Consider the following 23031-nt stretch of genomic DNA (forward strand, 5'->3'; position numbering starts at 1 on the left):
CAATGAAGCTTGTAAGGGGATTATTTACTATTCCTTTATGAGCTTTTCTTTTTCTTATGACAAAGTGAGAAGTATATAAAAGAGTTAATAATAATAACGAGTTGAGGTGTATATTTATGGATTTATTAGATCAAATATATAATGCTGGTGTTGTTGGTGCAGGGGGAGCTGGTTTTCCAACCCATGTAAAATTAAATTGCAAAGTAGAATATTTAATTTTGAACGGATCAGAATGTGAGCCACTGATTGCTACAGATAAATATCTAATGAGAACTAAGGCAGCAGAGATAATTGAAACCTTGGAAAGAATAGCTGGAATGATTGAAGCTAAAAAAATAGTAATTGGATTAAAACAGAAATATACAACTGAAATAGATTGCCTTAAATCAGCTATTAAAGAACTTAAATCAAAAATTGAATTACATTGTTTAGATAATTTCTATCCAGCAGGAGATGAGCAAATTTTGGTTTATGAAATAACAGGAAAGACTATTCCGCCTGCAGGTATTCCATTACATGTTGGTGCAGTTGTATCTAATGTTGGAACTGTTGTAAATATTCATGAAGCTTTATATGGTAATCCAGTTATCTCTAGTTATGTATCAGTTTTGGGTGAGGTTAGTAACCCAAGGATACTAAAAGTTCCTATAGGTACGCCTATACTTAATTGTATTGAAAAAGCAGGAGGTGCAACACTGAATGATTACAGCATAATTTTGGGTGGTCCAATGATGGGGAAAATACTTAATAAATCAGAATTAGAACATAGCGTAATAACAAAAACTAATGGAGCAATTATTATTGTACCAGATAATCATTATTTAGTGAATAGGGATAAAATTTCTATAGAACACATAATTAATAGGGCAAAATCTGCTTGTATACAATGTTCATATTGTACAGAATTTTGTCCAAGGTATTTAATAGGACATCCTTTGCAGCCTCATAAAATAATGAGAGCCATAGCACTTTCTGAATATGACGATAGTATAAAAGCAGCTCAATTATGTTGTGAATGTGGTGTCTGCGAACTATACGCATGTCCAATGGGCTTATCACCAAGGCAAGTAAATATTTACATTAAGAATGAATTAAGAGAAAAAGGTTACAGATATAAAAATACTGGAAATGAGTTTTATGTTAGAGAAGTAAGAGAAAATAGAAAAATACCAACTAAGCGTCTTATGGCGAGAGTAGATGTTACAAAGTATTCCGGGCAAAAGCTTGAAGAACTTAAAGAAATATTTGTTTCAACGGTAAAAATACCATTAAGACAACATATTGGTAAAAGCGCGACTTCGCTAGTTAATGTTGGTGATATAGTTGAAAAAGGGCAATTAATTGGAAGTGTTGAGAAAGGTGAATTAGGAGCAAATGTTCATGCTAGTATTAATGGAAAAGTTGTCGAAGTATCAGAATGCGTAGTTATTCAAAGTGAAAATATGGAGGTGGAAGTATGAATACAATAGGTATGATTGAAATTAACAGTATTGCAAAAGGTATTGAAACAGCAGATATTATGGTAAAAGCTGCTGAAGTAGATTTAATAATTTCAAAACCCATATGTCCTGGTAAGTACTTAATTTTAATAGCAGGAGATGTGGGAGCAGTAAATTCATCAGTAGAAGCTGGAATAGAGAATGGTAGGCAATATATTGTAGATAAGTTATTACTACCTAGAGTTCATCCGCAACTCTTTAACGCAATAAATCAATCAACTGATATAGGAGGGGTAAATGCTGTAGGAGTAATCGAGTATTATAGTATTGCAACAGCTATAGTGGGAGCAGATGCAGCAGCAAAAGCTGCTAGGATTCAATTAATAGAAGTAAGATTGGGAATTGGAATTGGTGGAAAAGCATTTGTAACTCTTAGTGGAGATGTAAGTGCTGTAAATGAGGCTGTAGAAGTAGGCGCAAGGATCGGAAGAGAAAATGGTATGTTAGTAAACAAGGTTGTAATTCCATCACCAACAAAGGAAGTTTTCTATAAATTAATCTAGATTAAGACGATTAATTCATAATAATCATCTAATTAACAGAAAATTTAGAATATTATAATAGTTATATTGACATCCATTTCTCATATGATATAATATAGGTATAATTGAAAAGGTTATAATATATTGCACAATGGGGTGTAGTAACTTAGAAAAGCAATGGAGCTTCATAAAACATTACGGTGTTTTTTATGATGCTCTTTATTTTATTTGAATAGTAATAGTAAAACGGGGTGACAATTTTGGAAGAAAAACAAAGAATAATTCAAGAATATGTTCCTGGGAAACAGGTAACCCTTGCACATATAATTGCACATCCGAATAAGAATGTATATAAAAAACTAGGACTTTCTGATGAATATAGTGAAGCAATAGGAATCATGACCATCACACCAAGCGAGGCAGCAATAATAGCTGCTGATGTATCCACAAAGGCTGCAGGGGTGGAGATTGGTTTCATAGATAGATTCAGTGGTTCTCTTGTGATAGTTGGTGATGTTGCTAGTGTTGAAGCTGCTGTTACGGAAGTAATAAATATGCTTAGTAATGTCCTATCATTCTCAGCTTCAAAGGTCACGAAGTCATAGGGAGGAAAAAAGTTGAAGAGACTTATCTTAATTGGAAAATCAGGGTGTGGTAAAACAACATTGACCCAGGTGCTTCACGATGAAAACATTGACTATAAAAAGACACAGGCAATAGAATATACTAAAAATATAATAGATACACCAGGTGAATATATTGAAAATAGGGCATTATATAGAGCTCTTATAGTATCATCTGCAGATTGTGATATAATCGCTTTAATTCAAGATTGTTCTCAAGAGGAAAGCATCTTTCCGCCAAATTTTGCTTCTATATTCGCTAAACCAGTAATAGGAATAATTACAAAAACCGATCTTTGTGATGATCAGAAAAACTATGAAAAGGCTACTAACTTCCTAAAAATAGCTGGTGTAGGCAAAATATTTAAAACAAGCTCTCTTAACAAAAATGGAATTAGCGAGATCAAAAAGGTTCTAAATTAACTAGTTTGATGGTAAAATTAGTAAAAGAGAGACCTTTTAGATTTTCATAATATTCTTTTAAAAGAGGTGGAAAATGTGAAAAAGAAAATAGTAATAGCCGACGATGAGCCTATTACACGGATTGATTTAAGAGAAATTTTAGAAGAAGCTAACTACGATGTAGTAGGAGAAGCTACCGATGGATTTGATGCAGTTGAACTCTGCAAAAAACATTTACCAGACCTAGTTCTTATGGATATTAAGATGCCATTACTTGATGGGATAAATGCTGCAAATATTATAATGGAAGAAGAATTAGCCAATTCTGTAATACTACTTACAGCATATAGTGGGAAAGAATTTATTGAGAAAGCTAAAGTGGCAGGGGTTATGGGATATTTGGTCAAGCCTATTGATGATAAATCTTTACTTCCTGCTGTGGAGATTGCCCTGTCTAAAGGGAAAGAGATAAAGAAGATGAAGAGAGATATTAAAAAGGCCAACGAAAAGTTAGAGGCAAGAAAGAAAATAGAAAAGGCCAAAGGAATATTGATGAGAAAGAATGGCATGAATGAAGATGAGGCCTATAATAAAATACGAGCATTAAGCATGAACAAAAGGGTTTCGATGAAAGAGATTGCCGATATACTTATTATGAGCAACAGTATAAATAATAGATAGGGGATATTTGTATGCAAAGTATACGTGAATTATGTTATATGTATACCAATCTAAGTGACGATGATATAACAAAGCTTGAGCATATAGCTGAGGTTTTACCTTTTATATCAAACTTAGTGGAGGCTGATGTTTTCATTGATTGTCCCACAATTGATCCTAACGAGGCAATTGTGATTGCTGAAGCAAAACCTTCAAACCATTATTCAATGTATAAGAATTCTGTAGTAGGAGAGCTAGCATTAAGAGAAAATGAACCAGCGGCACTAAGAACTCTTGAGATAGGCATGCCAACTAGGGACCTAAAAGCCCTAACACAGGAGTGTATGAATGTAAGACAGACCGTGGAACCAATAAAGAATGACAAAGACAGAACAATTGGGGTTTTAATAATTGAGAAGGATCTAACAGAAAATAATGGTGATAATAAAAATATAGAATTATTCGCTGAAACAAGCAAGCTTATAGGAAACAAGATACATAGTAATAGCAATAATGAGGGTAACATAACCTATCATATCGATGATGCCATTATAATTTTTGATGAAAATGGGGTTGTAAGGTTTGTAAATCCTGTTGCTGAGAAACTTTATCAGAAATTAGGATATAGAGATAAACTCATCGGAATGGACTTTGAGAATATTTCATTAGATAATAAGTTATTACATGAGATAAGTTGTAATAGTGAATTCGATACATCGGAAGTCAATATTGGAAATCTAACCTTACAGGTTAAATATATATATCAGAGTAGTAAAGTTTTAAACCTAGTGATGCTAATAAAAGATATCACTGATATGAAACAGAAGGAAAAAGAGCTTATATTGAAGTCTGTTGCAATAAAAGAGATACATCATAGGGTGAAGAATAACCTTCAAACCATAGCAAGTTTATTGAGACTTCAATCAAGACGTATAGATAATATGGAAATAAAAAGTGCTCTAGATGAGAGCATGAATAGAATATTGAGCATAGCAGCCACTCACGAGATACTAGCACAGGAAGGTATCGATGAGGTAGATATAAAAGAGGTTATTCAGCAGATAAAGCTAAGCATAAGCAGATGCTTCAACATAAGTAGTGATAAAATCAACATTACCGTTGAAGGGGATGGATTTAAGATAGATTCAGATAAATCAACATCAATAGCTCTTATTGTAAATGAACTTTTGCAAAATTCTCTTCAATATGCATTTGAGGGAAGAGCTTATGGAGATATTAACATTAAGATTCAAAGAGGTAAAGTATACTCAAGCATATCTGTGGTTGATGACGGTATGGGATTTGATACTGATTTGATAAGTAATAAGAGCCTTGGACTTAACATAGTGAAAAGTCTAGTCAAGGATAAGTTACATGGAAACTTTAACATAGTTTCTAACTGTAATGGGACTAAGATATTGTTTGATTTCAAAAATTAATATTTTAATAAGCACAAAGAGGTGTTTATTTAAGAAGGCGATGAAGCCCAGAGCAAATAGTATAGCTCTGGGTTTTTTGATTATTTCTACCTTATATTTGTGAAAGGGAGTGATTGAGTGAAAGAGGAACTACTAAGTGTCGGTATAGATATTGGAACATCAACAACACAACTTGTTTTTAGCAAAATATCCATAGAAAATACGGCCTCTAGCTTCTCAATCCCAAGGATAAAGATAGTGGATAAAGAGGTTGTCTACAGAAGCAATATTTATTTCACGCCACTAATATCACATAGAACAATTAATGGGAAAAAAATAAGAGAATTAATAGAAAAAGAATATGTCTTAGCAGGGGTTAAACCCTCAGATGTGAAAACAGGTGCGGTGATTATAACAGGGGAGACCGCGAGGAAGGAAAATGCCAGCGAGGTTATCCAGACTTTAAGTGGCCTTGCAGGAGATTTTGTTGTAGCAACAGCTGGCCCTGACCTTGAAGCGATAATAGCAGGAAAAGGTGCAGGTGCTGACCTAATATCAAAGAAAGAAGAGTGTATAGTTGTGAATCTTGATATTGGTGGAGGGACAACAAATTTATCGGTTTTTAAAGATGGTGAGGTAATCGATACCGGATGTCTGGATATTGGTGGAAGACTCATAAAAATTGATAAAACAACTAATAGAATAACTTATGTAGCTTCTAAAATCAAAGAATTAGCTAGAACAGAAGGAATTGATATAGATGAAGGACAAATTGTTAAAACTGAAAATTTGAAGAAAATTACTCAGGGTATGGTGAGATTACTGGAAGAATCCCTTAATCTTCGAGTTAGAACCGAGATGTATAACAGGATAATAACAAATAAAGGGTTAAGCATTGATTACTCAATTGATTATATAACATTCTCTGGTGGAGTAGCTGATTATATCAAGGATGAAGAAGGACAAGATCCTATTAAATTCGGGGATATTGGGGTAATGTTAGGACGATGTATAAGGGACTCAAGTATAGGAAGCAGACTTAAGATGAGAAAATCTATTGAAACAATTCGAGCAACAGTGGTGGGAGCTGGTTCCCATACAACTGATATTAGTGGTAGTACAATAACATACACTGAGGAGATATTTCCAATTATGAACTTGCCAATATTGAAGCTATCAAAAGCAGATGAAGAGAATGGACTAACTGTCTTAGAAAATGCAATAAGAGAAAAGCTAAGGTGGTTTGAACTTGACAATGAAAGTCAACAGGTTGGAATAGCACTAAAAGGACCTAAAAATCCTAGATTCACTGAGATACAGAAATTATCGCAATCTATTATCAAAGGGATAGATGAACAGCTTAAAAAGGCCTATCCTGTAATATTAATCATAGAGAATGATATTGCGAAGGTGCTAGGACAGACAATATATAAACAGCTTAATTTTAATAGAAAGGTTATTTGTATAGATAGTATAAAGGTTGAAAATGGTGACTACATGGATATTGGGAAACCATTAGTAAATGGAAGGGTGGTGCCTGTAGTAATAAAGACATTGGTTTTTAATTCATAAATTAGAGTCTTAGAAGGGGGAATGAACGTGATTTTAAAAACAAAGCTTTTTGGTAAAGCTTATCAGTTTAGTTCTGTGAAAGAAGTGTTGGCTAGAGCAAATGAAATAAAATCAGGTGATCAGTTAGCTGGTGTAGCTGCAAGAACTGCTGAAGAAAGAATAGCAGCTAAGGCTGTATTGGGAAACATGCTATTAGGTGATTTAAGAAATAATCCTGTTGTACCTTATGAAATGGATGAGGTAACAAGAATAATTCAGGACGATGTTAATGAATCAATCTATGAAGAAATTAAGAATTGGTCCGTGTCTGAGTTAAGAGAGTGGATTCTTGATGAGAATACAACCGGCGCAGACATAAAGAGAATCAGTAGAGGACTCACTAGTGAGATGGTAGCGGCAGTTACAAAACTTATGTCTAATCTTGATCTTATTTATGGGGCAAAGAAGATTAGAGTTACAGCTCACTGCAATACAACAATAGGCCTTGAGGGAACTTTCTCAGCACGTCTACAACCTAATCATCCAACAGATGATGTTGATGGTATTCTAGCTTCATTGTTTGAAGGGTTATCTTACGGTGTTGGGGATGCGGTAATAGGGCTAAACCCAGTTGATGATTCAGTTGGAAGTGTAGTTAAGATATTGAAGAAATTCCATGAGATAAAAAGAAAATTTGATATTCCAACTCAACAATGTGTTCTAGCACACGTTACAACACAGATGGAAGCAGTAAGACAAGGTGCACCAACAGATCTTATATTCCAGAGTATAGCAGGTTCACAAAAGGGAAATGAAGCTTTTGGTGTTACTGCTGATATGCTTGAGGAAGCAAGACAATTAGTATTAAAACAAGGAACCTCTGTTGGACCGAATGTAATGTATTTTGAAACCGGTCAAGGTTCTGAGTTATCATCTGAAGCTCACCATGATGCAGACCAGGTAACAATGGAAGCAAGATGTTATGGATTTGCTAAGAGATTCCAACCATTCATAGTTAACACAGTAGTTGGGTTTATTGGACCTGAATACTTATATGATAGCAAACAAGTTATTAGGGCAGGTCTTGAGGATCACTTCATGGGAAAATTAACTGGAATATCAATGGGATGCGATGCTTGTTATACGAACCATATGAAAGCAGACCAGAATGATATTGAAAACCTTGCAGTGTTACTTGTAGCAGCAGGTTGTAACTATGTAATGGGAGTTCCTCATGGGGATGATGTAATGCTTAATTATCAATGTACTGGATATCATGAGACTCCTGCGTTAAGAGAACTTCTTGGGTTAAAACCTATTAAAGAGTTTGACATGTGGATGGAGAAGATGGGCATAACCTGTAATGGAAAATTAACTTCTAAAGCTGGGGATGCTTCTATATTTCTTAATAAATAAGAGGGGGGAAAGAGATGTTTTCAGAGAATGATTTAAAGAAATTAGTTGAACAAGTTTTAATAGAGATGACCTCTAAAGAGACTATAGAAACTGAAAAAATTAAAGAGACAGAATGCTGTGAAATCAGCGATGAAATTTTACCTGATCTTCTTGATATAGATATTAAAAAGCAGCTTCTTGTAAATAATCCTAAAGATAAACAGGGATATCTAAAGATGAAGCAACGTACACCAGCAAGAGTAGGTATCGGAAGATGTGGTCCAAGATATAAAACAGAGACAATGTTACGATTTAGAGCAGATCATGCGGCAGCACAGGATGCTGTATTCAATGATGTATCGAAGGAATTCATTGATGAGACTAAGGTTTTTACTGTTAAAACCAAGTGTATAGATAAAGATGAATACTTAACAAGACCTGATCTTGGAAAACAGTTTGAGGAGGATCAGATTCAAATATTTAAAGAAAAGTGTTTGAATAGACCACAAGTTCAGATCTATTTCTCAGATGGATTAAGCTCAACTGCCATAGAGGCAAATGTTAAAGATGTACTTCCTTCCATCATTCAAGGACTTGAGGGCTACGGGATAACGGTGGGGACACCTTTCTTTGTTAAATATGGAAGGGTTGGAGCCATGGATGTTATTTCGGAGGAGCTTGAGGCAGAGGTAACCTGCGTGCTCATCGGGGAGAGACCTGGCCTTGTAACAGCTGAGAGCATGAGTGCTTATATCACTTACAGAGGAACAGTAGGTATGGTTGAAGCAAGAAGAACAGTTGTGTCTAATATTCATAAGGGTGGAACCCCTCCAGTAGAGGCAGGAGCACATATTGCAGATATTATAAAACTTATGCTAGAGAAGAAAGCTAGTGGAACAGATTTAAAATTATAATTTAGGAGGCAGAATTCATGAAAAATGATGCTTTAAAAACAACCATATTAAGTGTAAAGATCATACCAAATGTAAATCCTGATATGGCAAAAGAGCTTAATCTTGATCCAGAGCATAGAAGCATAGGTATGGTGACAACAGATTGTGATGATGTTGGGTATACAGCAATAGATGAGGCTACAAAAAAGGCTGATATTAAGGTTGTTTACGCAAAATCTATGTATGCAGGAGCAGATAATGCCAGCACAAAATTAGCTGGTGAGTTCATAGGAATCTTAGCAGGGCCAACACCAGCAGAAGTTAGAAGTGGACTTAATGCAGTAGTTGATTATATTGAAAGTGGTGCTGCAACTTTCTTTAGCGCGAATGATGATGATAGTATCCCTTACTATGCTCAGTGTATATCTAGAACTGGTTCATATCTATCTGAAACAGCAGGAGTAAAAGAGGGAGAGGCATTAGCTTATCTTATTGCACCTCCAATCGAAGCGTTATATGCTCTAGATGCAGCTATGAAAGCAGCCGCTGTTGAGATGAAAGCATTCTTCGGACCTCCTTCTGAAACAAACTTCGCAGGGGGATTATTAACAGGAAGTCAATCAGCGTGTAAAGCAGCTTGCGATGCATTTGCATTAGCAGTTAAATCTGTAGCAGATAATCCTTCAGATTATTAGAAAAGGTAGTACCCATGATTAGATCAGCAATGGGGTTAGTTGAAACTTACGGATACGTCGGTGCTGTGGAAGCATTGGATGTGGCACTTAAGTCTGCGAATGTGAAGCTATTAGGATGTGAATATGTTAAGGGTGGAATAGTCACTATAAAAATCACTGGGGACGTAGCTGCTGTTAAGGCCTCTGTTGAGGCTGCATCAATAGCTGCTGAAAATATAGGGAATCTTATTACGACACATGTTATCCCAAGGGTTTCAGATGAGGTTTTTGAGATGGTTCAAAATGATTTTAAGATTGAGGAACTAGATCATTATAGTAGTAATGAAATCCTTGGAAATCAAATAAAAGTTTATAATGAAGAAAAAGAACTTTTAAAAGAAGAGTATGGAAATAAGGTGGAAGTTGATAAAGTTCAAGACGAAGAAACATTAGTTAAGACAGAGAAAATTGAAATAACTAGGGAGGAACTCCTTAAGATGAAGGTAACTGATATTAGGACTCTTGCAAGAAAACTTGGAGTAAAATCAATGACAAAGAAAGAGATTAAATTTGGTAAGAAGGAAGAGCTTATGAAGGCAATCCTCAATCATAAAGAAGGGGGGGACGAATAATGGAGATATTTGATAGGGATCTACAATCCATACAGGAAATAAGATGTCTCATACTTAAGGCTAAAGAAGCTCAGAAAAAATTGAAAGAGATGAGTCAGGAAGAGATAGATAAGATAGTGAAAGCTATGGCTGAGGCTTCGGCACAACATGGGGAGAGATTAGCAAAATTAGCATGGGAAGAGACTGGCTTTGGGTTATGGCAGGATAAGATTTTAAAGAATATGTTCGCCAGTAAAAATGTGTATGAACATATAAAAGATATGAAGACTGTTGGAATAATTAATGAGGATAAGAAAAATAGAATTATTGATGTGGCTACCCCGGTAGGAGTCATAGCAGCACTTATACCTTCAACCAATCCCACATCAACTACGATTTTCAAAGCTTTAGTTTCAATAAAAGCAGGGAATGCTGTTGTGTTCTCACCTCATCCTAATGCAAAAAAATGCATCATTGAGACTGCAAAGGTACTTATACATGCAGCATCAATAGCAGGAGCACCAGAGGGATTAATAGGGTATTCAACAACACCTACCCTTGAAGGAACAAAGGAGCTCATGTGTCATGAGGATGTATCATTGATATTAGCAACTGGTGGGGAGGCGATGGTGAAGGCTGCTTATAGCTCAGGAACACCAGCAATCGGAGTTGGACCAGGAAATGGACCTGCTTTTATTGAGAAGAGTGCAGATATCCCACTTGCAGTAAAGAGGATTTTAGATAGTAAGACATTCGATAATGGGGTAATATGTGCATCCGAACAGTCTATAGTTGTTGAGGCAAGTATTAGAGAACAGGTAATTGAGGAACTTAAGAAGCAAGGAGCATATTTCTTAAGTAAAGAGGAATCAGATAGGCTATCAAAGTTCATCTTAAGAGCAAATGGGACAATGAATCCTATGATTGTTGGAAAGAGTGTGAATAAGATTGCAGAGATGGCAAAACTTGATATTCCTAAGGGTACTAGAGTTTTAATATCTGAACAATGTACTGTTTGTAAAGATAACCCATATTCAAGAGAAAAATTAGCACCAATTTTAGCATTTTATTGTGAAGATGACTGGAAGAAAGGGTGTGAAAGATGTATCGAACTACTCAAAAATGAAGGGATAGGCCATACATTAATAATTCATTCTCAAAATGAGGATATAATAAAAGAATTTGCTTTAAAGAAACCAGTATCAAGAATTTTGGTTAACACACCAGGCGCTTTAGGAGGAATTGGCGCATCAACAAATTTGGTTCCATCACTAACACTTGGTTGTGGGGCGGTTGGAGGAAGTGCAACTTCAGATAATGTAGGTCCTATGAATCTTATAAATATAAGAAGGATGGCTTATGGTACTAGGGAGATTGAAGATCTGAAGAATGATGATTCAAATCAAAAGAAGCTGGATATTCCAGAGGAGCTCATGGAGTTGGTTATAAAGAGAGTGATAGAAAAATTAAAATAATAGGAGGAATATATAATGTCAAATACAAATGCTTTAGGAATGATCGAAACAAAAGGTTTAGTTGGTGCTGTAGAGGCGGCAGATGCTATGGTTAAGGCTGCGAATGTAACATTGATAGGAAAGGTTCAAGTTGGTGGTGGATTAGTAACAGTAATGGTAAGAGGAGATGTTGGAGCAGTTAAAGCTGCTACAGATGCTGGTGCTGCAGCGGCTGAGAGAGTTGGGGAGTTGCTTTCAGTTCATGTAATCCCAAGACCACATAGCGAAGTTGAATTCATCCTTCCAAAGTTAGAAGGTTAATATAGTACCCGGACTGCATGATGTCCGGGACATATACATTCAATAAAGGGTGTGAAGACATGAGTGTATTAACAGAATCTAAACTTAGAATGGAACTGAAAAAGAAAGATATCAAGGAGTTTAAGATAAATAAGAGCGATATAGTTACCCCATCTGCAAAGGCATATCTAAGTGAGAAGAATATAAGGTTAATCATAGTGGATGAAGAAATCCAAGAAGGAAATGAACCCAAAAACACCACAAAAATCAATAACGTAGATAAGGGAATAATCCCTAAATATGAGTTGGTTGAAGGAGGATTTTTTCAAAATAAGCCTGAATTCATGACACAGCTCTATGGAAACAAACTAGTTTATAAGGATCATCCAACCATAGTTTTGAGGGGAAAACTAGATAGCTTCCAAGCTAAAATATTGGAGGCTCAGATTTTAGCTCATAAGAATAAAAAAACTTCTTTAGTTGAGGATCTTGAAGGAGTGCTTGCCTTGGTGAGAGGGATATTAAAATCCGAGGTGATTGGTGAAGAATTAAAAGAATTCACCCTACTCAAAATGAAGGAAGATGAAATAAGAGAGATGTCACACCATCCCGAAAAATATTTTAACAAGGGGCATATGTTCCCAAACTACGAAATGGGTGAGATTGTGTTGGCGTTGAACAGTTTAAGAACCGGAATAAGAGAGGTTGAGATATATGCACTTAAAGCCTTTAAGGATAGAGACGGAGAGGTAAAGAGAAAAGATATCATGAGGTATCTGAACAGGTTGAGTAGCTGCTTCTACGTTATGATGCTCAAGTTTAATGCTGGACAGTACTAAGGTCGAGGTGATATGTGATGGATAATATAAATTCAAAAGTTGATTATATAGTGGATGAGGTTATAAAAAGGATCACTAAGAATATGACAATCCCTGTTGAAATATCAGGAAGGCATGTACATCTTTCAAAAGAGAGTGTGGATATCCTCTTTGGTGAAGGATATGAATTGACTTCTAAAAGGGAACTATCTCAACCTGGACAATATCTCTGCCATGAGAAGGTGACGCTAATAGGACCAAATGGGTCATTTCATAATGTAGCTGTACTTGGACCTACAAGGTCAAGAACACAGGTTGAAATATCAAAAACTGATTCTCGCTTATTAGGGGTAAAAGCTCCAGTTAGAGAATCAGGGGATATTAAGGAAAGTGCATCAATAGTAATTTCAGGTGAGAAAGGAGTATTGATGATTCAAGAAGGAGTCATTGTTGCAAAGAGACATCTCCATATTACACCTGAGGATGCAAAGAGATTCCAGGTTAAAGATAAGGAACTCATCGGGGTTGAGATAATAAGTGACAGGTCAATGATCTTAAAGAACGTGGTTGTCAGGGTAAATGAGAACTACAAGACAAGAATTCACATGGATTATGATGAGGGGAATGCCTGCTCATACGAGAAAGGAACCGTAGCAAAAATTATAAAGTATGAAGGGAACAAGTTATGAGTAACTTAGATAGAGCAGATAGCTTAATCAAAGCAGTTGAAAGGACTATTAAAGAACCAGTAACAGTTAGTAATAGTGCTGAGTTTCTTGTAGGAGTTGATTTGGGTACTGCATATACTGTAATTGTTGTACTTGATAAGGATAAAAATCCAATAGCCTGTGAAATGGAATTTGCACAAGTAATAAGAGATGGGTTAGTTGTTGATTACATGGGCGCTTTAAACATTGTTAAAAGACTAAAACAAAAAATTGAAGGGAAATTAGGGATTGAACTGACTAAAGCAGCGATAGCTGTACCTCCAGGAACCGGAGAGAGAGATACTCAAACTCATATATATGTAGTTGAGGGAGCGGGTATGGAGGTTACAGAGGTGTTAGATGAACCGACTGCTGCTAATGCAGTTTTAAAAGTGAAAAATGGAGTAATAGTAGATGTAGGTGGTGGAACAACTGGGCTTTCTATATTTGAGAATGGAAAAGTTATTTACTCTGCTGATGAACCTACAGGAGGAACACAGCTTTCACTTGTAATTGCTGGAGGTTGCAGAATAAGTTTTGAAGAAGCTGAGAGAAGAAAAAAGCAAAAAGAAAATCAGAAGGAAATCTTTACTATGGTAACACCTGTAATCCAAAAGATAGCTGCTATTATTAAAAAGCATATAAAGGATTTTAACATAAACAAAATATATCTTGTTGGAGGTACATGTTGTTTAGCAGGCATAGAAAAGGTTATTAAAAAGGAAACAGGAATTGAAACTGTTAAACCATCAAATCCGTTTTTGGTGACTCCCTTGGGAATTGCAATGAATTGCTCTATGGGCGAGGAGGTGAAGTTGAATGGATATGGAGAAGTTAGTTAATGACATTACTGAAGAAGTAATGATAAGAGTTAAAGAACTTCCAAATCAGGTAAATATAGATTTACAGAGAATCTTAGTGGCAGCTTCTAATGAAAGTGAAATGTATAAATCAATTTTAAATAAATTAGATACATTTCCAAGGGAAATAGATTCTTTAGAGAATTTGAATCAAGATTTGGATTGCTATGAAGATATTATTTTATGTGGATTAGACAATAGAGAACTAGCTAATCTTGCATTAGGAGTAGAATGTGGTCAAAAGGAGCATATAGCTATTAAGGGAATTTTAAAGGGAAAGAGAATTTTTTTAATAGAAGAAGGAATTGAGTATAGACAATATCAAAATACAGCAAATAAAGTATTCTTTTCAATGTATATGGAATATGAAAGAAAGCTTATTAGTTATGGCATAACTTTAGTAAAAAAAGAAAATATTTTAAAAGTTTTAAATAATAAAAATGATTGTTCTGCGTTGCAATGTGGTTGTGTACTGGAATTACAGAATGAATTAAAGGATTTAGAAGAAGGAACTAGTATATTTGACTTTACTGATAAAAAACTAGTTTCGGAAGCTGACTTAAAGAAAATGTTTAAAAGTGGAATTGAATCAATCAAAATACGGAAAAGAACAGTAGTGACACCACTTGCTAAAGATTTTATTAGAACAAATCACATGAATGTTAGTAGAATAGAATAACCATTTAGAAAGGATGAGGCTATGATTATAGGTAACGTTATAGGGAATGTATGGGCTACAAGGAAGGATGAAAAATTAAATGGATTAAAGTTCCTTGTTGTGAAGCCTTTAAATTATAATGGCAATAAAGAAGCGCCTGTATTTGTAGCTGTGGACAGTGTTGGTGCAGGCATTGGAGAAACAGTTCTTGTAGTTAAAGGAAGTTCAGCAAGAGTGACTCTTTCAGATGAAGCTATGCCGGTTGATGCTACAATAGTAGGAATAATTGATACAGTTGATATTGATGAAAGTGTAATATAAGAGTTGACTGAATAATTGATTGAAGAGTTTAAATAAATTTTCAAGAAGGGAGAGAATTATGGGTATTAATGAAATTATTATTTATATAATGGTTATTTTTATGGCACTTGGCGCAATAGACAAGATTATTGGAAACAAATTTGGTTTAGGAGAGCAATTCGAAGAAGGAATCATGGCAATGGGAGCTCTTGCAATTGCAATGGTTGGGGTTGTATCATTAGCTCCAGTACTAGCTAATATTTTAAAACCTGTTATTGTTCCTTTATACACAGCCTTAGGTGCAGACCCTTCAATGTTTGCAACAACTTTATTAGCAAATGATATGGGAGGGTATCCTCTGGCAATGGAAATGGCTCAAACTCCAGAAGCAGGAAAATTCGCAGGATTAATATTGGGGTCTATGATGGGACCTACAATAGTATTTACAATTCCAGTTGCTCTTGGAATCATCAAAAAAGAAGATCATCAATTTTTAGCAAAAGGAATTCTTGCAGGTATGATTACTATTCCTATTGGATGTTTTATTGGTGGATTAGTAGCAGGATTTTCAGTATCAATGATTCTTAGTAATCTTGTTCCTATAATTATATTTGCAGCACTTATTGCATTAGGATTATGGAAAATACCTGGAAAGATGATTAAAGGTTTTACTATCTTTGGAAAAGGGGTTACAGCAGTAATTGCAATTGGATTGGCAGCGATAATTATTGAAACTTTAACTGGATTTGTTGTAATTCCAGGTATGGCACCTATATCAGATGGTATACAAATAGTTGGATCGATAGCTATAGTTCTTGCTGGTGCTTATCCATTAGTTTTCGTTATAACTAAAGTATTTAAAAAACCTTTAATGAAGGTCGGTGGATTATTAGGAATGGGTGAAGTTGCAGCAGCTGGTATGATAGCAACATTAGCTAATAATATCCCAATGTTTGGTATGATGAAGGATATGGATGATAGAGGGAAAATTTTAAATGTAGCATTTGCAGTAAGTGCAGCGTTTGTTTTTGGAGATCACTTAGGTTTTACAGCTGGAGTTGATAAAGAAATGATTAGTGCAATGATTGCTGGAAAGCTTATAGCTGGTATCACTGCAGTTGCAGTAGCGTGTTTAATTGCTCCAAAAGCTTCAGTTTCGAAAAAAAGTGGTAAAAAAGTTGAAGCATAAGAAAAATCAAGAGGTGTTTAGACTATGAAAGAGATTGATACAAAATTACTAGAAGATATGATTAGAAAGGTTATATCTGAAAAGTTTGCGGAGAATAGTATTAAGGAAAACGCACCTAAATTTGAAAAGCATATAGATTCTAGTGGAATATTATCTATAAAAACTAGTACTGTTATACCCGAAAAATTTGATACAGGTGTAGAAGGAGATAAGGTTTATCTAAAAGATGTAGTTTCTATTGCAGAAAGTCCAAGACTTGGATGTGGAATTATGGAAATGGAAGAGACTGCTTTTGAATGGACATTAAAGTATGATGAAATTGATTACGTTATAGAAGGAACTTTAGAAATTTTAATTGATGGAAGAAAAGTAGTTGGAAACAAGGGAGACATAATTTTTATTCCTAAAAATTCTTCTATACAATTCTCAGTTCCTAAGAGTGCTAAGTTTATGTATGTGACATATCCAGCCGATTGGGCAGATCAAGTTTAAAATAAATGAATATAAAATTGGAACAGTAAAATCAAAAAACTCTATAATACTGAAGTGTTATAGGGTTTTTATATTAGATATTTATTAAGTAGTTACCCTTATTATTGTGATATACTAACATTATAAGAAAAAAATTAGTGGGGGGTACTATAGATGAAGAGGATAGTAGTTTTAGCAATTCTAGTGATTTTTTTGACTATGGTAGTAGGATGCAATTCTCAGAAAAAAGCACTTAATAATAGTAGCAATGCTTCAACAGAAAATAACAAGAAAAGTAATGAAAATATAAATAATCAGTTAAAAGAAGATTCAGAAATGGAACAAGAATCTAAAGAAACAATCGCTATTTATAAAGATGTTTCAACAGTTGAAGCGAAGGAGTTGATACAAAACACTGAGGATTTAGTTATCTTAGATGTTAGAACAGAAGAAGAATATAATGAAGGTCATTTAAAAAATGCAATAAATATATCCCATGAATTAGTTGAAAAAAGACTATCTGAAATTGAACAGTATAAGAATATACCTATTCTAATATACTGTCGAACTGGTAGAAGAAGTGGAATTGTACTAGATATCTTAAAGAAAAATAATTTCAACATAGTGTATCATATGCATGAAGGAATTTCTCAATGGACATATGAAGTAGAGAAGTAATGAATATTACTGAAAAAGGTTAAACAAAAAGCTATCAAAGTGACGGTTATAAATCACTTTGATAGCTCTTCTTATTAATAGAACTAATTCTTATTTTATAATATTAATATTAAATTTTGAATGCTTGTACTAGTTCTCTTAAGCTTTCTGCCATTTGGCCTAATTCTTCTGCAGTTGCAGAATTCTCTTCTGAGGTAGCAGTTTGTTCTTCAGCAGATGCATTCATTTCAACTGCATTGCTTGTAAAGTTTTCAATCTTTTCTGCTACATACTTAATTGAACTGTTGGCCTCATCACCTTTTTTCTCAATTTCTTTCATCCCAGAAGAAACTACATCAATTTGATTAATTGTATCTTTTATGGATTTTAATATTTTGTTGAAGATATCTCCTGTTTCTATAACAATTGATTGTCCTGAAATTACCTCTTCGTTTGTATGTTCCATTGAATCTACAACTAATTTAGTTTTATTCTGCATAGTGTTTATTAATAAACTAATTTCTTTTGTGGCAACTTGTGAATGTTCTGCTAACTTTCTTACTTCCTCAGCAACAACAGTAAAACCTTTTCCTTTTTCACCAGCGCTTGCGGCTTCAATGGCTGCATTTAAAGCTAGTAAATTAGTTTGTTTTGAAATACCTGATATGACTTCTAGTATCTCTCCAATTTTTTGTGACATCTCATTAAGTTCAATGATTACTTTATTAGTATCACTAGTCGTAGTAGTTATTACATCCATTTGATTTACAGCTTTATAAAGAGCACTTTTTCCGATAGTAGCTTTTTGAGAAATATCATTTGATAAATGTGTCATTTTTTCAGAACCACTTTTCACATCCTCAACTACACTCATTAGTAATGATATAGAATTGTTTGTATTATGTATATGGATATTTTGTTGTTCTGCTCCCTCTGCTACACTTTCAACTATTACTGATAATTCCTCTGAAATTTTAGCATTTTCCTCTGAAGAAATTGATAGATTATTACTAGCAGTTGAAACATCATCCACTGTAGATTTAACATCTCCAATTAAATGTCTTAAGTGTTCTTGCATATCTTTTATTGCTGAAGTTAATTCTCCAGTTTCATCCTTAGAACGAATATTAATTTCTTCGGTTAAATCTCCTAAAGCAATTCTTTGAGCTATTTTCACCATTTTTTTTATTGGTTTAGTTATTAGTTTTGATATCACTACAGATAATATTATTGATATGAAAACGATAGCAATAATTAATATTAATGTTTCACTTGAAATTTTATCTAATTCATTATAAATAGTATCTTTAATAATCACAGATATATCTGCATATAGCGGTTCAAGTTGGTGTATTACGCTTCTGTATTCACCAATAAGGCCATCTGTATTTTTAAGACCAATTTTCTCATCAATTGAAACATGATTATCAAATTTGGTTTTATATTCATCTACTAATTTATTTAGGTTATCTTTAGTAATATCATCACACGCTAAATCAACTAAAATATTCTTGAAATTTAGAACTTCATTAGATAATTGATTAACGTATTTTAATTCTTTCCTAATAAAATAATCTTTTTCATTTCTTCTTAGCTGATGCATGGATAGTTGTAAGTTATCACTATTTTCTAGATTGTTTAAAGTATTTTCGATTTTATGCACAGCATCTCTTAATTCACCTGAAATTCCATATTCTTCATATCCTTTTTCTCTAGTTGCGTATACAACCTGTAAGAAAATATCATGATAATCTTTAATTAAATCATTCATCGTGTTCAAATTTTTTACAGCTTCTTTTTGATTTCTTATTACCTTATCGTCTTTTATATATTTAATTTCGCTTAATACATAGTTATAATTATCTTCGAACTTTTTTATGTAATCGCTTTCACCAGTTTCAAAAAATTCAGTGTTATTAGGTTCTATTAAAAGAAAATCTTTCTCATTTTTTCTCATTTCCTGCATATATGTAAGTATTCTTTCGTTGCTAACAACTAAAGGGATTTTTTTATCAACAACATCCTTTAATGTATTAAATAATAGCCCTCCCAATATACCAATAAAAACAATAACAATAAAAAAACCTGAAAGTATTTTTTTACCTATTTTTAAATCTTTTAATTTTAACATAAAGTCTCCTCCGTATCATCATAAGTATAAAATAAATAAAAGCTTACAATCATCCATTATACTACATTTTTCGATACTTTTCTAAAAGAAAACTAAAATATTACAGTTTCTTTACATTTGTTCTACTTATGTTTTTAATATACTTATTAAGAAGTATAGTTTAATATAGGGAAAAACTATATATAACAAAGTATCTATAGTTTTTTTCTATTTCAAAAACATTTCATAATACTTTATAATTAATTGAAATGGTAAACAAAACAGTTGGAATATTTAATGGGGGTAGTAAAGAATAATTTTCTTTTCTATCTCTTTTTTATTTGTTAATTAGGAAAATTCTACAAGAAATAAGTATAGGTAAAAATAAATTTAAGTATTTAAATAAATAAGCAAGGTGGTAGGGGCATGAATTTTAACTACGGATTATTTCAATCATATTTTAAGCACTATAAAGGAGAAGAAAATAACTTAGAAATGAATTCTGAACTAAGCCTATCTTTAGTAAAGGGTGAAAGATTTGCATTTCAGCTCATGATAAAATCATCAGAAGAATTCACATGTAGAATAGGAAAATGTAATGATATAAGCTGGAAGGGATTAATTAATAGTATTAGACTAAGTGTTGATACAGAACAGAAGTTGGATAATGATATCCAATTGAGTTTTTTAGGGTATGTAAAAGATGATGAGGAGAATATTATAAGTGACCCAATATTAAGAGAAAAAACAAAGATTGTTAACAAGGAAGAGTATCAAGCGATCTGGGTTGAAGGACAGATTCCCAAAAACTTTTGTGATGAAGAATTACAAATTAAAATTCATGTATATTATAGTAAAGGATACAATAAAGAAGAAAAAAACTCTACAATTAATGTGAATATTAAAGTTAAGGATTTTGTATTATTAAATCCAAGTGAAGGTGAGCTTTACTTGGACCTTTGGCAGCATTTAAGTAATTGGGCAAGAGCTTATAATGTAGAATATTTTTCAGAGGAACATTGGATAATTATTCGTAACTATATGAAAGAATTAGCTTCTATGGGGCAAAGAGTTATTACTGTTGTTGCTTCAGATTATTCATGGGCTGGTCAGGGATGTTATAAAGAATTTGAAAATCCTTCAAACCTTTTTGAAATGAATATAATTAATGTTATTAAGGATGAAAATGATAAAATAAAGTGTGACTTTACAAATGTAGATAAGTATATAAAAATGTGTTTTGACCTTGGAATAGATATGGAAATAGACATTTTTGGTATTGTAGGGAATTGGGATTGTAAAGTATTTGGAAATCCCATTAAGGATTATAAAGATCCTATTAGAATATGTTATTTTAATGAAAAAGAACAAAATTACTCTTATTTTGATTCAAAAGCTGAATTAAGTGAATATCTAAGCCTGGTTTTCAAGCATTTCAAAGATATGGGATGGTGGGACAAAGTAAGAATAATGAGTGATGAACCAAATAACATTAAGCTTTTTAAAGAATGCTTTGATTTTATATGTTCATGTGCTGATGGAGAAAAAGTTAAATTTAAAAGCGCAATTCATCACCAAGAATTCTATGAGAGTTTTAGTTCAAACATTGAGGATATTTCCCTTAATACTTGTGAATTGATAAAAAACATTGATGAAATAGAGAACATAGCTCACAAGATTTCAAAGAGGGGAGGTACAGTTACGTGGTATAATTGCTGTTTTCCCCAAAAATTAAATACTTTTATAAAGTCACCTTTAATTGAAAGCAGATTAATACCTTGGTTTACATATTATGTAGGATTTCATGGTTTTTTAAGATGGGCATATGCAATATGGCCAGAAAAACCATATGAGCAAATAAGTTACAAACATCCGTGGTGGACAGCAGGAGATATGTTTTTTATATATCCTGGAAAAGATATGAAACCAGTTAGAAGTATACGATGGGAAAATTTAAGGTTTGGCATACAGGATTATAATCTATTTAAACAATTAAATGAACTAGGTTTAGAAAGACAAAGTATTATAGAGAAAATTGAATCATTATTTGACGTAAAGGAAAATATGAAATATATTGGTGATAGACAAGTTCAAATGAATTATTCAACTGATGGAAATGATTATTTGAAAACTAGACAACAAATGTTAAAGGAATGGAGAGTATAAAATGGAAGGACCAAGAAGCGCTAGAATTGATGAATTTAATCAGGTAATAGACCTTATAAATAATGTTTTTAGAATAACTAGAAATCAAAAACCAACAATGCAATATGAGTTTCCGTATTTATTAAATGAGAAAAATATTAATAATATGATTGTAATTAAAGAAGATAATAAGATAGTTGCAGACGTGAATTATTTGAAACAAAATATTGTAGTGCAAGGTGCTAATATTATAGCAGCAAGTATTGGAGCAGTTTGTACTAATAGTGAGTATAGAGGGCGAAGATATTCTAGCAAAATATTAGATAAAGTTGAAGAACAAATGAAGAGTGAAGGAATAGATGTGGTTTTAATATCTGGAACAAGAGATTTATATAGAAGAAGAATGTGCTCAATGGTGAAAAGTCATTATAAATATGAAATTACTCCTAATAATGAACATATTGATTTTGAAATTAAGGAATATGAAGAAGAACATCTAAATAAAATGATTCAATTGTATAACTTAAATTCCACAAGATATTTAAGAACTTATGAGGAATTTAAGGAATTACTTGATTCGGCAACTATTCCTTGGGGAACCTTTTCTTATAAAAAATATGTAATTACAAAGCAAGATGAGGTTATTGGATATTTGATAATAAGAGTGATAGATGATGATAAGAAATATGGACAAGTTATTGAAGCATATGGAGATTCAAATACTATTTATATGGCACTAAGAAAATTAGCTTATGATTTGCAATTGGAAAATGTTTGTCACTATGTGCACATTAAAGAATATAATAATCAATTTGATAAATATGATAAACGTGAGCTTGATTGTCAACAAGGTACATTAAAAATAATAAATTTTGAGAAGTTTATGAAGGATTTAAATACATATTTTATTCAGTATGTGAGAAAGGATATTTTAGATAAAACAATGTTTACTAAAGAAGGTGAAGGCTATTTAATTCAATTTGAAGATGAGAAAGTAATCATTGATAATGTTGAAAGTTTAAATAAATTAATATTTCAAGGAAACACAGAAAAAATAAAATATATAAATGAGTGTTCGAATATAAAAAAATTCATAGAAACTGTTTTCCCAATACCATTTGTATGGTCAGCAAATCTGAATTATCAATAAAAAG

The 23031-nt window shown here is 33.1% G+C and carries 24 protein-coding genes; 23 read left to right on the plus strand and 1 reads right to left on the minus strand.

The window, feature by feature from the left end; all coding sequences use genetic code 11:
* Positions 1 to 116: 116 nt before the first annotated feature.
* From KDK92_RS15915 to KDK92_RS16015, 21 genes are all read left to right on the plus strand, one after another.
* Positions 117 to 1460 (plus strand): 4Fe-4S dicluster domain-containing protein, encoded by a 1344-nt coding sequence (locus KDK92_RS15915; RefSeq protein ID WP_250860329.1) that lies wholly within the window; start codon positions 117 to 119, stop codon positions 1458 to 1460.
* Complete coding sequence (locus KDK92_RS15920) at positions 1457 to 2002, plus strand: BMC domain-containing protein (protein ID WP_250860330.1); 546 nt, start codon at positions 1457 to 1459, stop codon at positions 2000 to 2002. The genes KDK92_RS15915 and KDK92_RS15920 overlap by 4 nt, the downstream gene beginning before the upstream one ends.
* A gap of 230 nt (positions 2003 to 2232) precedes the next feature.
* The gene (gene eutS / locus KDK92_RS15925) at positions 2233 to 2586 is read left to right on the plus strand and encodes an ethanolamine utilization microcompartment protein EutS (protein WP_250860331.1); all 354 of its coding nucleotides are present in this window, start codon (positions 2233 to 2235) and stop codon (positions 2584 to 2586) included.
* A gap of 12 nt (positions 2587 to 2598) precedes the next feature.
* A complete protein-coding gene (locus KDK92_RS15930; protein ID WP_250860332.1) occupies positions 2599 to 3027 on the plus strand; it encodes a EutP/PduV family microcompartment system protein in 429 nt (142 codons plus the stop codon).
* A 75-nt stretch (positions 3028 to 3102) separates the two neighbouring features.
* Complete coding sequence (locus KDK92_RS15935; protein ID WP_250860333.1) at positions 3103 to 3687, plus strand: ANTAR domain-containing response regulator; 585 nt, start codon at positions 3103 to 3105, stop codon at positions 3685 to 3687.
* An 11-nt stretch (positions 3688 to 3698) separates the two neighbouring features.
* Entirely contained in the window at positions 3699 to 5105 is a 1407-nt protein-coding gene (locus KDK92_RS15940) for a histidine kinase N-terminal domain-containing protein (protein WP_250860334.1), read from the plus strand.
* A gap of 117 nt (positions 5106 to 5222) precedes the next feature.
* The gene (eutA, locus tag KDK92_RS15945; RefSeq protein WP_250860335.1) at positions 5223 to 6656 is read left to right on the plus strand and encodes an ethanolamine ammonia-lyase reactivating factor EutA; all 1434 of its coding nucleotides are present in this window, start codon (positions 5223 to 5225) and stop codon (positions 6654 to 6656) included.
* 27 nt (positions 6657 to 6683) lie between these two features.
* Complete coding sequence (locus KDK92_RS15950; RefSeq protein ID WP_250860336.1) at positions 6684 to 8051, plus strand: ethanolamine ammonia-lyase subunit EutB; 1368 nt, start codon at positions 6684 to 6686, stop codon at positions 8049 to 8051.
* Positions 8052 to 8065: 14 nt separating this feature from the next.
* Positions 8066 to 8944, plus strand: a complete 879-nt coding sequence (gene eutC / locus KDK92_RS15955) for an ethanolamine ammonia-lyase subunit EutC (RefSeq protein ID WP_250860337.1) — start codon at positions 8066 to 8068, stop codon at positions 8942 to 8944.
* 17 nt (positions 8945 to 8961) lie between these two features.
* A complete protein-coding gene (gene eutL, locus KDK92_RS15960; RefSeq protein WP_250860338.1) occupies positions 8962 to 9618 on the plus strand; it encodes an ethanolamine utilization microcompartment protein EutL in 657 nt (218 codons plus the stop codon).
* A 14-nt stretch (positions 9619 to 9632) separates the two neighbouring features.
* Positions 9633 to 10229: a BMC domain-containing protein gene (locus tag KDK92_RS15965; RefSeq protein ID WP_250860339.1), complete on the plus strand. Its 597-nt coding sequence runs from the start codon at positions 9633 to 9635 to the stop codon at positions 10227 to 10229.
* Positions 10229 to 11683: an acetaldehyde dehydrogenase (acetylating) gene (locus tag KDK92_RS15970; RefSeq protein ID WP_250860340.1), complete on the plus strand. Its 1455-nt coding sequence runs from the start codon at positions 10229 to 10231 to the stop codon at positions 11681 to 11683. The genes KDK92_RS15965 and KDK92_RS15970 overlap by 1 nt, the downstream gene beginning before the upstream one ends.
* 15 nt (positions 11684 to 11698) lie before the next feature.
* Entirely contained in the window at positions 11699 to 11983 is a 285-nt protein-coding gene (locus tag KDK92_RS15975; RefSeq protein WP_250860341.1) for a BMC domain-containing protein, read from the plus strand.
* A gap of 59 nt (positions 11984 to 12042) precedes the next feature.
* Positions 12043 to 12801 carry a cobalamin adenosyltransferase gene (locus KDK92_RS15980; RefSeq protein ID WP_250860342.1) on the plus strand — a complete coding sequence of 253 codons (759 nt, stop codon included), beginning with the start codon at positions 12043 to 12045 and terminating at the stop codon, positions 12799 to 12801.
* Positions 12802 to 12818: 17 nt separating this feature from the next.
* A complete protein-coding gene (gene pduL, locus KDK92_RS15985; protein ID WP_250860343.1) occupies positions 12819 to 13469 on the plus strand; it encodes a phosphate propanoyltransferase in 651 nt (216 codons plus the stop codon).
* Positions 13466 to 14329: an ethanolamine utilization protein EutJ gene (gene eutJ / locus KDK92_RS15990; protein WP_250860344.1), complete on the plus strand. Its 864-nt coding sequence runs from the start codon at positions 13466 to 13468 to the stop codon at positions 14327 to 14329. Before pduL ends, eutJ begins: the two co-directional genes overlap by 4 nt.
* Positions 14307 to 15026 carry a hypothetical protein gene (locus KDK92_RS15995; protein WP_250860345.1) on the plus strand — a complete coding sequence of 240 codons (720 nt, stop codon included), beginning with the start codon at positions 14307 to 14309 and terminating at the stop codon, positions 15024 to 15026. The genes eutJ and KDK92_RS15995 overlap by 23 nt, the downstream gene beginning before the upstream one ends.
* Before the next feature lie 21 nt (positions 15027 to 15047).
* A complete protein-coding gene (locus KDK92_RS16000; protein ID WP_250860346.1) occupies positions 15048 to 15326 on the plus strand; it encodes a EutN/CcmL family microcompartment protein in 279 nt (92 codons plus the stop codon).
* A gap of 58 nt (positions 15327 to 15384) precedes the next feature.
* Positions 15385 to 16494 carry an ethanolamine utilization protein EutH gene (gene eutH, locus KDK92_RS16005; RefSeq protein ID WP_250860347.1) on the plus strand — a complete coding sequence of 370 codons (1110 nt, stop codon included), beginning with the start codon at positions 15385 to 15387 and terminating at the stop codon, positions 16492 to 16494.
* A 24-nt stretch (positions 16495 to 16518) separates the two neighbouring features.
* Positions 16519 to 16986: a cupin domain-containing protein gene (locus KDK92_RS16010; protein ID WP_250860348.1), complete on the plus strand. Its 468-nt coding sequence runs from the start codon at positions 16519 to 16521 to the stop codon at positions 16984 to 16986.
* A 153-nt stretch (positions 16987 to 17139) separates the two neighbouring features.
* A complete protein-coding gene (locus tag KDK92_RS16015; RefSeq protein WP_250860349.1) occupies positions 17140 to 17643 on the plus strand; it encodes a rhodanese-like domain-containing protein in 504 nt (167 codons plus the stop codon).
* 109 nt (positions 17644 to 17752) lie between these two features.
* Here KDK92_RS16015 and KDK92_RS16020 read toward each other — a convergent pair whose 3' ends face one another.
* Positions 17753 to 19753: a methyl-accepting chemotaxis protein gene (locus tag KDK92_RS16020; protein WP_250860350.1), complete on the minus strand. Its 2001-nt coding sequence runs from the start codon at positions 19751 to 19753 to the stop codon at positions 17753 to 17755.
* Positions 19754 to 20158: 405 nt separating this feature from the next.
* Here KDK92_RS16020 and KDK92_RS16025 point away from each other — a divergent pair, with 405 nt between their 5' ends.
* A complete protein-coding gene (locus KDK92_RS16025; protein ID WP_250860351.1) occupies positions 20159 to 21898 on the plus strand; it encodes a DUF4091 domain-containing protein in 1740 nt (579 codons plus the stop codon).
* A gap of 1 nt (position 21899) precedes the next feature.
* On the plus strand, positions 21900 to 23027 hold the full coding sequence (locus KDK92_RS16030) for a GNAT family N-acetyltransferase (RefSeq protein ID WP_250860352.1): 1128 nt from the start codon (positions 21900 to 21902) through the stop codon (positions 23025 to 23027).
* The last annotated feature ends 4 nt before the right edge of the window (positions 23028 to 23031 follow it).

Source organism: Oceanirhabdus seepicola, assembly GCF_023684385.1.
Classification (GTDB): Bacteria; Bacillota; Clostridia; order Clostridiales; family Clostridiaceae; genus Oceanirhabdus; species Oceanirhabdus seepicola.